Source organism: Staphylococcus casei, from assembly GCF_030294405.1.
Lineage (GTDB): Bacteria > Bacillota > Bacilli > Staphylococcales > Staphylococcaceae > Staphylococcus > Staphylococcus succinus.
Genome location: NZ_CP125718.1, coordinates 703,070 through 716,876, shown reverse-complemented (window position 1 = coordinate 716,876; position 13,807 = coordinate 703,070). Strand labels below are relative to the sequence as shown.

General features: G+C 32.1%; 14 protein-coding genes. 6 read left to right on the top strand and 8 right to left on the bottom strand.

The features are described from left to right. A complete protein-coding gene (locus QMO72_RS03160; protein WP_103267448.1) occupies window positions 1-876 on the top strand; it encodes a MurR/RpiR family transcriptional regulator in 876 nt (291 codons plus the stop codon). A gap of 136 nt (window positions 877-1,012) precedes the next feature. On the opposite strand, the gene QMO72_RS03155 is transcribed toward QMO72_RS03160, so the two are convergent. Further along, window positions 1,013-2,446 carry an alkaline phosphatase gene (locus QMO72_RS03155; protein ID WP_103267447.1) on the bottom strand — a complete coding sequence of 478 codons (1,434 nt, stop codon included), beginning with the start codon at window positions 2,444-2,446 and terminating at the stop codon, window positions 1,013-1,015. Between the two features lie 305 nt (window positions 2,447-2,751). Beyond that, on the bottom strand, window positions 2,752-4,140 hold the full coding sequence (locus QMO72_RS03150; RefSeq protein WP_103267446.1) for an amino acid permease: 1,389 nt from the start codon (window positions 4,138-4,140) through the stop codon (window positions 2,752-2,754). 313 nt (window positions 4,141-4,453) lie between these two features. Here QMO72_RS03150 and QMO72_RS03145 point away from each other — a divergent pair, with 313 nt between their 5' ends. From QMO72_RS03145 to QMO72_RS03135, 3 genes are all read left to right on the top strand, one after another. After that, window positions 4,454-5,284, top strand: coding sequence for a formate/nitrite transporter family protein (locus tag QMO72_RS03145; RefSeq protein WP_103267445.1), 831 nt, complete (start codon window positions 4,454-4,456; stop codon window positions 5,282-5,284). Window positions 5,285-5,355: 71 nt separating this feature from the next. Beyond that, window positions 5,356-5,718 carry a hypothetical protein gene (locus tag QMO72_RS03140; protein ID WP_103267444.1) on the top strand — a complete coding sequence of 121 codons (363 nt, stop codon included), beginning with the start codon at window positions 5,356-5,358 and terminating at the stop codon, window positions 5,716-5,718. Then, window positions 5,715-5,900, top strand: a complete 186-nt coding sequence (locus QMO72_RS03135; RefSeq protein ID WP_103267443.1) for a hypothetical protein — start codon at window positions 5,715-5,717, stop codon at window positions 5,898-5,900. The genes QMO72_RS03140 and QMO72_RS03135 overlap by 4 nt, the downstream gene beginning before the upstream one ends. 65 nt (window positions 5,901-5,965) lie before the next feature. Here the strand turns inward: QMO72_RS03135 and QMO72_RS03130 are convergent, their stop codons facing one another. From QMO72_RS03130 to QMO72_RS03120, 3 genes are all read right to left on the bottom strand, one after another. Next, window positions 5,966-6,157 carry a hypothetical protein gene (locus QMO72_RS03130; RefSeq protein ID WP_046835736.1) on the bottom strand — a complete coding sequence of 64 codons (192 nt, stop codon included), beginning with the start codon at window positions 6,155-6,157 and terminating at the stop codon, window positions 5,966-5,968. 12 nt (window positions 6,158-6,169) lie between these two features. Further along, complete coding sequence (locus tag QMO72_RS03125) at window positions 6,170-6,808, bottom strand: HAD family hydrolase (RefSeq protein ID WP_103267442.1); 639 nt, start codon at window positions 6,806-6,808, stop codon at window positions 6,170-6,172. Between the two features lie 260 nt (window positions 6,809-7,068). Beyond that, window positions 7,069-7,983, bottom strand: coding sequence for a bile acid:sodium symporter family protein (locus QMO72_RS03120; RefSeq protein ID WP_103267441.1), 915 nt, complete (start codon window positions 7,981-7,983; stop codon window positions 7,069-7,071). Between the two features lie 268 nt (window positions 7,984-8,251). On the opposite strand from QMO72_RS03120, the gene QMO72_RS03115 reads away from it, so the two are divergent. Further along, window positions 8,252-8,782: a hypothetical protein gene (locus QMO72_RS03115; protein ID WP_069822860.1), complete on the top strand. Its 531-nt coding sequence runs from the start codon at window positions 8,252-8,254 to the stop codon at window positions 8,780-8,782. Window positions 8,783-8,889: 107 nt separating this feature from the next. On the opposite strand, the gene QMO72_RS03110 is transcribed toward QMO72_RS03115, so the two are convergent. Further along, on the bottom strand, window positions 8,890-10,479 hold the full coding sequence (locus QMO72_RS03110; RefSeq protein ID WP_103267440.1) for an alpha-glucoside-specific PTS transporter subunit IIBC: 1,590 nt from the start codon (window positions 10,477-10,479) through the stop codon (window positions 8,890-8,892). A 233-nt stretch (window positions 10,480-10,712) separates the two neighbouring features. Between QMO72_RS03110 and QMO72_RS03105 the strand changes: the two genes are divergently transcribed. After that, entirely contained in the window at window positions 10,713-11,474 is a 762-nt protein-coding gene (locus QMO72_RS03105) for a MurR/RpiR family transcriptional regulator (RefSeq protein ID WP_073505694.1), read from the top strand. A gap of 136 nt (window positions 11,475-11,610) precedes the next feature. On the opposite strand, the gene QMO72_RS03100 is transcribed toward QMO72_RS03105, so the two are convergent. Both QMO72_RS03100 and QMO72_RS03095 read right to left on the bottom strand, forming a co-directional pair. Then, complete coding sequence (locus QMO72_RS03100) at window positions 11,611-12,117, bottom strand: SRPBCC family protein (RefSeq protein WP_103267439.1); 507 nt, start codon at window positions 12,115-12,117, stop codon at window positions 11,611-11,613. Between the two features lie 287 nt (window positions 12,118-12,404). After that, entirely contained in the window at window positions 12,405-13,697 is a 1,293-nt protein-coding gene (locus QMO72_RS03095; RefSeq protein WP_103266133.1) for a Na+/H+ antiporter NhaC family protein, read from the bottom strand. Between the last annotated feature and the right edge of the window lie 110 nt (window positions 13,698-13,807).

Sequence of the window (13,807 nt, the reverse complement as noted above, 5' to 3'; positions counted from 1 at the left end):
ATGACCAATATACTTTATAAAATTAATAAACAATATGATCAATTAACTAAAAGCGAGAGAAAAATTGCAGATTTTATTTTGTCTTCACCTCACGAAATCATAAATATGTCAGTTCAAGACTTATCTGAAACAATCGATACAAGTACAGCCTCTATCGTTAGGTTTAGTAAAAAAATTACCGAAAAGGGATTTCAAGAACTAAAAATTTCGATATCCCGTTACTTACCTGAAGATACCAAGCAACTTACTCACTTTGAACTAGCTGATAATGAAAGTGTAACTACACTTAAATCAAATATGTTAGCGCGTGTGACAGACACCATGAATTGCGCATCCGTACAAATCAATGATCATGATGTAGATGCTATTTGTAAAACAATTAAACATGCACGTACAGTATTTCTATTTGGTTATGGTGCATCAATGATCATTGTTACTGATCTTTTCCAAAAATTTTCACGCATCGGTATCAATGTGCGTTTACTGCAAGAGACGCACTTATTAATGTCAACATTAGCTTCACATGATGAACATGATTGTATCATCTTTGTAACTAATAAAGGTATTCATAGTGAAATGCTATCGATGGCTAAAATCGCATCTAATCGTCATGTAAATATTATTACTATCTCTAGTAATAATATTAATCCTATCGCTAAAATTGCTGATTACACTTTAATCTATGGAGAAACTGATGAGAATGAATTGCGCATGGCTGCGACAACTTCTCTTTTCGCGCAATTATTCACAGTAGATATACTTTACTATCGTTATATTGCATTAAATTATCAAAGTTCACTCAATTTGATTACACAATCTAAAATAGCTCTAGATGAGTATCATAGGTACTTAACCACTATCCCATCCAAACATTGATACCAAAATATATTTAAATAATCATCTGTCTTACACGTTCTGAGAAGATAGATATTCATATTTACAGTAAAAAGAGACAAGCAGCAAGGGTTTGCACTGCTTGTCTCTATCTATTAATATTCAATATATAGTCTAATTACTGTTGCACATCATTTTTGAAAAAATCAAATATATTTTTAGCACTGTCTGTATTATCAATGTTACCTTCAAACTTATCACTGCCTGGTCCATACGCATATGTGTTTACATCTTCACCCGTATGACCATTTGTAGTCCAACCTGTATGTGATGCATCATTAATTGGTTTTTGAACTGCATCTTGTAATTTTTGGAATTGATCTTCATACTTCTTGTCTGCTTCATCTAATTTTTTCAGCTTTTTAGCTTCATTGTCTATTTTTTTGATTTGATTAGCTGATACTTCAAAACCATAACCTTCTTTTATAACTTTTTCAGAATCTTTACCATCTGCAATGGCTTTTGTCATATATGAACCTGAATGTTTCATTTCTCGTATAGCTTTAGGATTCCATAAGTAGTCTTTGCCTTTAGCAATTGTCATACCACCTGTTGAATGATCGGCAGTAGCGACAACTAAAGTATCTGGATTTTGTTTTGCGTAATCCATAGCGTAATCAAATGATTTCTCAAAACCTGCCATTTCTGACATAACTCCAGTAACATCATTTGGATGGCCCGATTTATCAATGGACGCGCCTTCTACCATTAAAAAGAAACCTTTATCATTTTGTTGCAAGCGTTTAACTGCACTATCAGTCATGTCTACAAGTTTTGGATTTTTATCAGGTGCATCTACTTGTAAAGGCATATCGTTATCTGCGAATAAACCTAACACTTTTTTATTTGTTGAATTTTGTAAATCTGTTTTATTGTCTACTACATCATAACCATCTGCCTTGAATTTATCAGCAATATTTCCATTCTTTTCACCAAAATATTCAGCACCTCCACCAAGTAAAACATCTACTTTGTGTTCGCCGTTGATTTTGTCATTATAAAATTGCTTTGCAATTGTTTCCTTTTTATCTCGACTATCTACGTGTGAAGCATAAGCAGCTGGCGTCGCATCAGTAAGTTCAGCAGTTGAAACTAATCCTGTAGATTTACCATTCTCTTTTGCTTGTTCTAAAACAGTTTTAACACTTTGTTTGTTTTCATCTACACCAATAGCACCATTATATGTTTTATGTCCAGAACTAAAGGCAGTTGCCCCGGCTGCTGAATCAGTTACATTCTCTTTAGGATCATTAGGATTTGTACGCTGCGTACCTGTTAAATGCTTATCAAATGCTGTTTTTTCCATTTCTTTTGTTTCTGGTTTATCAGCAAAATAACGATAAGCAGAATTGTATGAAGGTCCCATACCGTCTCCAACTAAGAAAATAACATTTTTGGGATTTTTAGTATTTCCCATATATGATACATCCTCTTTATTTGTCGGCGCTTGTCCTCCACTTGAAGCATATGTAGTTGGTGTATTTCCCCATGCACTACCAACAAAAATTGCACTAGCTATAGAAACAGTTGCTAACTTATTATGAAATTTCATAAATTAATAACTCCTTTAATATGTATTATCTTACCTTTACATTTAGTCTACTGGAAGTTTTTTGAGTGATCATTTTCATTTTGTTAAGTTTATGTAAACTAAATATTGTTTAAATGTGAAAATGCTAACTATAATTTCAAAATATTATACTCTAAAAGAAGATACTTAAACTAAATGTCACCCACTTCTCAAAAAAAATAGTTACACATCGATTGTTTTACTATCGACATGCAACTATGGATTTATGTTTTATATTTAAAATGATTAATGTTCTATAATATCAAACTGCTCAAATATGCTTAAATTTAAATTTGTTCATCTTTACTTAATTTGTGATAACCCTTAATGAAATAGAACACAGTCATAAATGCCAGGAAGATAATACCTATAACAATAGATACTACTGTTTCTTTATTAAACAACATTCCGATTAATACCATAATAAAGAATGCCATTGTTATATAATTAGTAAATGCGCCGCCAGGCATCTTAAATGGATGACCTTCAACCTTTTCAGGGTATTGCTTTCTAAATCTCAAGTGACTAATTAAAATCATAAACCAAGGCACCATACCCGGTAAAATAGAAGCACTATATACATAAACAAAGATACTATCTGCCCCTTTAATAAATAAAGGTAAAATGACATTTAATAAAGCACCCACTAAAATGCCAAGTGAAATTGCACTCACAGTCCATACTGGAACACCATTTTTCATTACTTTTGTAAAGAATTTAGGCATTTGCCCATTTTTAGCTAATGTAAGTGTCATACGACTAGCACTGAATATACCTGAATTACATCCGGACATAGCAGCAGTCAATACAACAAAGTTAATTAAACCAGCTGCAAACGTGATACCAACTTTAGAGAATGTAGCAACAAATGGGCTACCTATGTTGCCTAATTCATCCCAAGGATAAACTGTTACGATAACAAAGATTGCACCTAGATAGAAGATTAATATACGCCAAATTACGCCATTAACTGCGCTTTTAATATTTTTTTGTGGGTCTTTTGTTTCACCGGCTGTAATACCAATCAATTCAACACCTTGATAAGATCCAATAACGATTGAAAGGGCAAAGAAGAATCCAAGCCAGCCGTTAGGCATAAAGCCACCATGTGACCATAAGTTTGAAATACCAATAGCTTCTCCACCGTTACCTAAACCAAAGAATATAAGTCCAAAGCCAGCAACAATCATTAATACAATCGTCACTACTTTTATCATTGCAAACCAGAATTCAAATTCACCAAACGCTTTTACTGATACGAGATTAGCACTTGCTAATAAAGCAACTACGATGACCCCAGGTATCCATTGTGGTAAATCCGGGAACCAATAGTTCATATATTCACCGACCGCAATAACTTCACTCATCCCTACGACAATCCACTGGAATATATTGCTCCATGCAGTTAGATAGCCTGCCACAGGATGTATGTAATCACTCGCAAAGTTAGCAAAAGAGCCTGATGTTGGATCTAAGTACACCATTTCTCCCATTGCTCTCATAACTAAAAATAAAAATATACCTGCAATCAAATATGCAAATATAACAGAAGGACCCGTCCACTTTATAGTGCTTGTTGCACCCATAAATAGTCCTACCCCAATTGTTCCGCCAAGTGCAATCATACGCATTTGACGTGCACCTAATCCCCTTTGCAGTTCATTATTCTCTTTCATTATTCAAACCCCATCTCTTTCAAATATAAGTATAAAAAATCACTTATCATGTCGCTATTATACTATAAATTCTAAAAATTAAAACAATTATCTTTAAAAATGTAAGCCCTTACATTTACCGTTATCCATTGTAGGCGATTTTACAATAAAAAGCAAAGTATATTAGAATTTTCTATTATTATCTCGCTGCTTTCAACATATAGTTTTGCTACTCAATGCCTTTATACCAATATAATGTGTATTTATTGTGAAAATATTCACAATAAATACTTTCCATTGTATACTTAATCTGTAGAAAGTGAGGAGAAATAAATTGAACGAAAAAAATGTTAAATGGGATAAAATATTTTATGGTAAAGTCTGGGTTACCCATGTAGTTGAAACAATTAGAACGAAAGATATACTTCAAAGTTTTTATTTCAAGCGCTATCTATTACGCGCTATTATGGCTGGCTTTATATTGGGTACAATAACGATATTTGTATTGTTGCTAAAAGCATCACTCCATCATGATATACCTCCGAGTGTTGTTAATATTATTGCTTCTATAGCGTTTAGCTTTGCTTTAGTTTTAATCTTATTTACTAACTCTGAACTATTAACTAGTAATTTTATGTATTTTACAGTTGGTCTGTATTATCGTGTAATTAAGCCTTTACGTGTATTAAATATTTTTATTTTATGTTTTATAGGTAATGCACTTGGCGGTCTTATATTTTTCTTATTATTAAGATGTTCAGATGTGATGTCTCCGGAAATGTTTAATCAATTAGAATCAACTATCACACATAAAACATTAACAGCAAGTTTTATCGCAATCATTACAAAAGGCATCTTTGCTAATTTTTTTATAAATATATCTCTAGTCATCGCTATGCAAATAGAAGATATTTTAGCTAAAATGTTTGTCATGATGTTTGGAGTTTCAATATTTGCTTTTATGGGTTATGAGCATGTCGTATATAATTCCGTATTATTTGCTGGCGGCATTGTCTATCAAAGTCATGTTCTATCATTTATACCTGCTGCAATAAATTTAATTGGCGCTGCAATAGGTAACTATATTGGCGGCGGGCTTATCATTGGCTTGTTCTATGCCTATTTAAATGACCATCATCAATATGATGCGAACCACAAATCGTGATTTCTAAAACTCTATATTACATTCTTAATATGTTATAATTTTGTTTAGATTTGATCACAAAGGAGTTCGCTATGAATAAACACTTAATCAAACGAACGATTACCATTTCAATTGTATTTGGCGTGTTATTTTTCTTATTAAATTATTTTAGTAGCTCACACCATAATGCAGTGGGCCAATTAATTTTAAAATCTTTACTTGCTATGATCGTCTTAGGCATTTTATATTATGTTTTATTTTCTATAGTCAATTCTCCAGAACGCAAATATAAATTCGGTATCACTATCCCTATTGCTCTATTAGTTGCAATTATAATCTGCTCGATAGTAGCCACTATCAAAATAGGTATTATTGTTGGTTTAATTATCGGTGTGATTGCAGGATATATGTGGGAATTTATAGAGAAAAATAAAAACGGTGGTGATCACAGATGAGTATAATTCTAGGTGTTATTATCATTATTTTATTGGTTGTTAGCTTAATTCCTAACTTTAAAGCAGTTAAAAATTCTAAAGCAAACGGCGAAAAGAATCCTCGTTTTGCTATTATGGTTGGTATCGATGCGATACTCCTTGTATTAGTTGTAGTCACACTGCTTTTTCAATTTTTAAAATAAACAACAGCCTGATTACTTCTTTTAAGAAAGAGGCTAAATCAGGCTGTTTTATTTGTTTATTCCTTTTAAAATCGGTCTTGTAACACTAAGTAATATAAAACAACAGCACACAATAAATAAATTACTGTTCCAACCATAAATGACCTAAATTGTATGGTAAATGGTATTTTTTTATTAAATATAGGTCCCAAGACTAGATTACTGAGCGCCAAAACTACAGGGCCAGCTAAAAAAAATAAAATTAAGTATCCATTCATGTATCTAAACTCCTACTTTTTCTCAAAATAACTCACAATCATTTCATTTACTGTTAAATCTCTACCTGAATATGCAACTTTACTAAAATCTTGTTGCTTCGTCATTTCATTAGTATTAACAATAACATCTAATCCTGCAGTAACAGCTGCTGTGGCTCCATTCACTGAATCTTCTATCGCTAAACAATTACCCGGAGCGTAGTTAAGTTGCTGTACTGCAGTTAAATATAACTCCGGATCAGGTTTTACAGATTCAACATCTTCTCTAGCCACGATAACCTCAATGTATGCATCTAGTCCTAAGTTCTTAAAAGTTGGTAGAATATCTTTTCTATAACTACTTGTAGCTATCGCCATAGGTATATGGCGTTTTTTACAATAATCCATCAACTGTTTAACATCTGCAATAATAGGTAGTTCAACGCTAGTAAGATTATGTTCTTCATAAATTTTTTGCTTGTTATCTATACCTAGTTGATTTTCTAAATAGTTGTGTAATTCTGTTGCAGCACCACCAATAGATTGTCGATAATAATCTAGCGAGATTTCCGTTAAACCATTTTGCTTTAAATGTTTATTAATAATTTGAAATAAGTGCTTTTCCGTATCAATAATAGTGCCATCAAAATCAAATATTACTGCTCTATACATAATGATTCTCCCTTTTAAATTTATCGTTTGGTTTTAAACAAATTATAAATACTTGTATATCAATCATACTTAAGTATCTATTTATCTTTTCTATTCAATGAGTTCCATATCATTTTAATGAATTTACTAAAAGCTTATCACAATATGACTGATAATTATGTATTCCCCCCTTATTTTTAGTTCTTACTTCATAAAAAAACTCACTCAATTAGAGTGAGTTGACTTATAACGATAATTCTTAGATAAAGTAATAAATACAATTATTTTTTATGCCAGTATTTTGCTAATATAGGTCCAGTTATATTATGAACCAAACTAAAGACTGCCCCAGGTACTGCCGCCAATGGGCTAAAATGCACAGTCGCTAACGAAACTGCTAAACCAGAGTTTTGCATACCTACTTCAATTGAGACAGCTTTTTTATCCGCTCTTTCAAGTTTAAATATTTTTGCTAATGTATAGCCTAATGTATAACCTATGACATTGTGTAATATGACTACTGCAAAAATCAATAACCCTGTTTGTAATATTTGCGATTTACTGCCCCCCACAACTGAAGCCAATATTAATGAAATTGCGACAACAGATACGATAGGTAAAGCAGTGGCTGATTTTTCAGCAAATTTCTTAAACACTTTCTGTAAAATAAATCCTATAATGATGGGGATAAGTATAACTTGAATGACTGACCAAAACATACTCATAAACGAAACTTGCAACCATTGATGTGCAAATAAGTAAATAAGCGCTGGTGTTAATATTGGGGCTAACAATGTAGAAACACTTGTAATAGCCACAGATAATGCAACATTTGCATTCGCTAAATAACTCATTACATTACTCGATGTACCACCTGGGCAACAACCTACTAAGATTACTCCAATCGCAACTTCTGGTGGTAAATGAAATAACTTAGCAATTAAATATGCTGTAACTGGCATAATTGTATATTGTAATATCACACCAATAACAACTGATTTAGGTGATTGAAATACGATCTTAAAATCTTTAGGATCAATTGTTAAACCCATACCAAGCATGACAATACCTAATAAATACGGGACCCATCCACTCAATGTAGCGAGTTGATTTGGGAAAAAGAATCCAATTACTGCTGCGATTAACATCCATATCAAGAATGTGTTTGTTGCAAATCTACTTACTTTGGATAACATCTTTAAACACTTCCTCTATGTATTAATAAAGAAAAATGTATCACATTTTATACAAGTTAACAATATAATTTTCTAAATATTCAAAATATTTTAGAGTGATGCAAACACTGTATTGTCGTATAATTTCAACTTCGTTCTAAAGACCTAGTGCTAAGGTTAAAAAAGAGTGGTACAATTTAATAGAAATTAAAACAGGTAAAATTTAAGTACAAAAGAATATTATGCATAATATCCTAAATGTGACTTTATATAGAGGTGGAGGTATAATATGTTTTTAGATAGAACAGAAACATTTGTATTAAATATAGGCGGACTCAACCAACGCGCCACACGGAAACAATTAACTAAACTATGTAATCAAATTAATTTTTGTGATACATTCAAATTTACAATTTTCAAAGAAAAAAACTTGTATGCTTTAAAGATTAATTTACCTAAGCAGCAACTGCCATATATAATTAGTTTCCTTAGCTTCCATAATTATACGATTTATCAAATTTTAGAAAATCATCAGCTTGAGGAATTATTAGATTCAACTCATTTACTATCATCATCCAAACGTTTTGAACTATCTATTGACGGATTACGTGATGCTTTTATTAAAGATAAAATGATAGATATCATGAATTTGATTAATAATACAGAACAAGTCATGTATACCTTCAACCGAGATAAGATTAATGTCTCATGTTCGCCTGCAACATTTGCTAAACTAATCTATCAAATTGCTACACACAACATAGATATACACGGTGCGATTTATCAACCTCGTTTAATCACTAAAGCTAGAATTTCTTAGAATTTATATATCATTTTAATGAAAAGCACAAACTCTCAGTAGTTTCTTTACTGTAGTCTGTGCTTTTTTTAGTATATTTTATTTAAGTCAATAACGTCTATCGTCAACTAATTTTCTTCATTTTCAACAAGATGTTCAAATGCTTCTCTAACTTGAGGTACAGACATACCAACAATGACTTGAACATTTTTTCCACTTTTAACTAATCCATGGGCCATTTGATTATGGATAAAGTAATCATTATGTTCTACTTGTTCCATGTCATTGACTGTCAATCTTAAGCGTGTTGCACAATTGGTGACATCTTTGATATTCTCTTTGCCACCTAATCCTTCTAAATAATATATTGCTTTATCTTCAAACTCATTATCAACATTTCCTTGAGGTGACTGGTTAGAATTTTTCCCTTTATAGTCTTGCTTACTATAAAGCTTAACACCTTCTTCGTCTTTTTTACGCCCTGGAAGTGGTATATTAAATTTTAAAATTAAGAAGCGGAACACAACGAAATATATACCTATAAATGCGAGACCTATAATCAGTTGTATTACATAAGTTAACCAATGATTCTGTGCAAGCGGTATCCAATTTGTTGCAAAGAAATCGATTAATCCACCACCAAAATTACCTACAAGACCAAATCCATACATTAATGTATCCATTGTCGCTGAAAGTATTGCATGTAGTACGAATAGATATGGAGCAATAAATAAGAACGTAAATTCTAAAGGCTCTGTAATCCCTACCACTACAGCAGTTAATGTTGCAGGTATAAGTAATGCTGCAATTTTCTTTCTATTTTCTTTAGGCGTCGTCGAATACATTGCTAGTGCAATACCTATTGCACCAAAAACTTTACCATTACCTTGTAACATAAAGCCGTATGGAAATTGCTCTTTTAATGGTTTGGTACTCTTCGCAAAGTCATTAACATGTTCAAACCATTCAGCTTTTAATCCTTGGTTTACAACGACTGGACCTACTTCAATAGGCGCATAAATAAAGTGATGTAGTCCTGTTGGAATAAGTACTCTTTCTAAAAAATGGAATAGCCACACACCAATATAACCCGAAGCAATAATAAAGCCTTGTAATGATGAAATACCATCTTGAATTGTAGGCCATACAATACAAGTGATGACCGCTAATGGTAACATAATAAAAAATGAAATTGTAACAACAAATGTTAGTCCTTGGAAAACACCTAACATTTCTGGTAATTTTTTACTGTAAAATCTATTATGTACCCATGTCACAATACTAGAAATAACAATACCGCCTAAAATATTTGTGTCTAACGTTTCAATACCTGCAATAGCTTTAAGACCAGTAACGTTTTCAACGCCTTTTTCTAAGTTAGCTCCAAACGTGTGTGGCCATTGTGTAAGTATTGCATTGATAAATGTATTGAACATTAAATATCCCATTAAAGCTGCGAGTGCCGCATGGCCTGGCGCTTTTTTCGCTAGTGACAGCGGCAGTCCTACGACAAATACCATTTCCATATGATCAAATATTGTCCAACCGCCCGCTTCGATGACGGACCAAATCTTAAACCACGTGGTGCCATCATTGGCGATACTTCCCATTATTGAAGGGTTTTTAAATAAAGTAGCAAACCCTAATACAATACCAAAGAATGCAAACATAAGTACTGGTACAATCATTGCACTACCAAATCTCTTAATTGTGTTCATAGAACTACCCCCATTTATGACAAATTAAATCACTTACATTGTAATTTATTGATACAGGTACGGTATTTCAAAAATAATATTTAACTCTGCAATCAATGTTTTTAATTCTTATTTTAATCATAAAGGTAACGCTTACATTTAAACAATAGTTTGACGCCATTCCGAATAATTTTGTATAATCAGATTATATTTTCAATACGTGAAAATATTTTCAGGAAGCGCGGGGTGATCTAATGTTTTTAGACAGTCGTATTAATAATAATTTTAATAAATTAAACGAAAATGACTTACATATTGCTCATTTTATCAACACACATATAAAGGCTTGTAAGACAATGAAAATACAAGACTTGGCTGAGCATACGCATGCTTCCAATGCTACAATTCATCGTTTCACACGCAAATTAGGCTTTGATGGATATAGTGATTTTAAATCTTATTTAAAATTCGAAACTGAACAATCTCATCAACTTCCTTCTGATTCTATTGAAGGATTCAAACAAGAAATTGAAAATACATTTTCATATTTAGATCGTATCGACTTTGAACTGGTCACTAATAAAATTAATCAATCAGAAACCATTTATCTATATGGTACAGGTTTGGCACAAATGAATGTCGCACAAGAAGCACAAAGAATCTTACTCACTATACATAAAAACATTATCGTATTACATGACATACATGAATTTAAAATGATTTTAAATAAAGCAACATCTAAAGATATTTTTTTCATCATCTCACTGTCAGGAGAATCCCATCAACTGTCAGATATTACGAATTTATTGCAACTACGCCAAAATTACTTTATTTCAGTGACTACTTTAAAAGATAATATGCTTGCTCAACGAGCGAATTATAATATTTATGTTTCTAGTAATACATTTTATTTAGAAGATGGAACGGACTATTCTAGTTTTATAAGCTATCATATATTTTTTGAAACCCTACTTCGTAAATTTAATGAACGTAAAGAAAACGGGGATATCATTTAACATTACCTCATAGATTTATTTGCTATATTTGAATAAAAAAGGCTTATCGCATCCACTAAAAGTATGCAATAAGCCTTTTATGTATCATAATTAATCTTCAGCGCCATATATACAGTTATATATTTCAACCTAGGTATTATAGTCCCGCTTCAAACTCTTCTAACGTAAGTTGTAACTTATCAAACATAGTTTCAAAGCCATGAGCCGTAGAATCATGATATTCTTTTTTCTTTTGTTTATATTCTAAAGTTGTATATCGTCTTTCTCTTGGTACTAAAGCAATATAATTAAAAATCATTTGAGTAATACCTGGTTCTCTTTCAAATATTTCCACTTCAATCGTATCTTCCGAATCACTTAATTCTGGCATACCAATTGTCATAACAATATATTCATACGGTGTTAATGTCATAAAAGCACCTTTTATAACATTTTCTTTTCCATTACGAGCATCAATAATTTCATAACTGCCATTTTGCTCTGTATTCACTTGTATAGATTTATTCGTTCTTGCAGTTGTCATAAACCATTGCTTAAGAAATCGTTGATCTGTCCATGCTTGATACAATAATTCAGGTTCGACTTTAAATAATCGCTCAAGTCTTATTTCAACGTTTTCATTTTCTACATTATATTTAGCCACGCTTGTTCACCTACTTTCACTCTTAAGACTATTCTAACTTATTACACGAGACTTCTAAACTATAATCATGATATTTACAAAATGTTCATTGTATTTATACTAAAACAGGCGATTTACATATTTTGTTTTCTAGAAAAGTGAATGAACTTATTAAAAACAATGCTATTTTATATCTATATATTACACTATAATCACTCTAATTTTTTAAAATTAAGCTTATATATAAAGTAGGAAGGCGTGTTTAACAAAATTTTGTTTAGATAGGCCTTCCCACAATGCATTCATATTTATTTTTTATCTAATCTAGGCAATCCAAATACTATTGCAATTAATCCACATACACCCAAAATCATTGGATAAATAGAATACGGGACTAACTCAAACGGTGATATAGACGCAACGCCCGCAGCCGCTATAAGTTGAGGGCTATAAGGTAATAACCCTTGGAAACAGCTTGCAAACATATCTAAAATACTCGCCGATTTTCTCGGGTCTACATCATACGCTTCTGATATATTTTTAGCTAAAGGTCCTGCCATCAATATTGAAATCGTATTATTCGCTGTTGCTATATCAGCAGTACTCACTAGCCCTGCAATACCTAACTCTGCGCCACGTTTAGATTTAACTCTTCTACGAACGAAATTGAGCAGCCATGTGATGCCACCGTTATGCTGAATCAGAGCTACGAGGCCACCAATAAGTAACGCTATAATAGCAATGTCCTCCATACCAATGATACCTTTAGAAATAGAGGTTAATAACCCTGACCATCCAAATGATCCATCAATTAAACCAATTATTGATGATAATACAATCCCGCCAATCAGCACAATAATTACGTTGATTCCAATGAGTGCTAATATTAATACTAATAAATAAGGTACAACTTTAATAAAATTGTAGTCGTAATCTTTAGTTGCATCGATGTGTGCACCCTTTGTTAAAAACCACAAAACAATAATCGTAAAGATTGCCCCTGGTAATACAATTTTAATGTTCACTTTAAATTTGTCGCCCATCTTAGTTTTTTGTGTACGTACGGCTGCAATCGTTGTATCTGAAATCATTGATAAGTTATCCCCAAACATCGCTCCACCAACAACTGTTGCCATTGTTATTGCTGCTGAAACATCTGTCGCTTGACTTAATCCAAATCCTACAGGAGCAATAGCAGCAACTGTACCTACAGAAGTACCCATCGAAACAGAAACAAACATACATATAATAAATAATCCTACAATAATTAGGTTTTCAGGTATTAATGATAAGCCTAAATTAACAGTCGATTTCACGCCTCCCATGTCCTCTGTAGTTTGTGAAAAAGCACCTGCTAATAAGAAGATAAGCATCATCAATATAATATTAGAGTGCCCTGCACCTTTCGTGAAAATTTCTACTTTTTGAGCGAATGTTTCTTTACGATTTAATACTAAACCTACAATTGATGCTACTATAATAGCAACATTTAGTGGCATTGTTGAAAAGTCGCCTGTGCCAATACCAACACCTAAAAACAAACCTACAAATACAATTAAAGGAATTAATGCCCATACATTGCCTTTCTTTGTTTCCTCCATACCTAACCAACTTTCTCCAAAGATAATATCACAATACTTTCATCGCACTAACATGTATACATATAAAAATTAAAAACTCTTTCCTACTACATCGAAGAAAAGAGTATACG

What these genes read in the sequence shown, in the direction of transcription:
- QMO72_RS03160 (WP_103267448.1), top strand. Translation starts at nt 1, where the DNA reads ATGACCAATATACTTTATAAAATTAATAAACAATATGATCAATTAACT.
- QMO72_RS03155 (WP_103267447.1), bottom strand. Translation starts at nt 2,446, where the DNA reads ATGAAATTTCATAATAAGTTAGCAACTGTTTCTATAGCTAGTGCAATT.
- QMO72_RS03150 (WP_103267446.1), bottom strand. Translation starts at nt 4,140, where the DNA reads ATGAAAGAGAATAATGAACTGCAAAGGGGATTAGGTGCACGTCAAATG.
- QMO72_RS03140 (WP_103267444.1), top strand. Translation starts at nt 5,356, where the DNA reads ATGAATAAACACTTAATCAAACGAACGATTACCATTTCAATTGTATTT.
- QMO72_RS03135 (WP_103267443.1), top strand. Translation starts at nt 5,715, where the DNA reads ATGAGTATAATTCTAGGTGTTATTATCATTATTTTATTGGTTGTTAGC.
- QMO72_RS03130 (WP_046835736.1), bottom strand. Translation starts at nt 6,157, where the DNA reads ATGAATGGATACTTAATTTTATTTTTTTTAGCTGGCCCTGTAGTTTTG.
- QMO72_RS03125 (WP_103267442.1), bottom strand. Translation starts at nt 6,808, where the DNA reads ATGTATAGAGCAGTAATATTTGATTTTGATGGCACTATTATTGATACG.
- QMO72_RS03120 (WP_103267441.1), bottom strand. Translation starts at nt 7,983, where the DNA reads ATGTTATCCAAAGTAAGTAGATTTGCAACAAACACATTCTTGATATGG.
- QMO72_RS03115 (WP_069822860.1), top strand. Translation starts at nt 8,252, where the DNA reads ATGTTTTTAGATAGAACAGAAACATTTGTATTAAATATAGGCGGACTC.
- QMO72_RS03110 (WP_103267440.1), bottom strand. Translation starts at nt 10,479, where the DNA reads ATGAACACAATTAAGAGATTTGGTAGTGCAATGATTGTACCAGTACTT.
- QMO72_RS03105 (WP_073505694.1), top strand. Translation starts at nt 10,713, where the DNA reads ATGTTTTTAGACAGTCGTATTAATAATAATTTTAATAAATTAAACGAA.
- QMO72_RS03095 (WP_103266133.1), bottom strand. Translation starts at nt 13,697, where the DNA reads ATGGAGGAAACAAAGAAAGGCAATGTATGGGCATTAATTCCTTTAATT.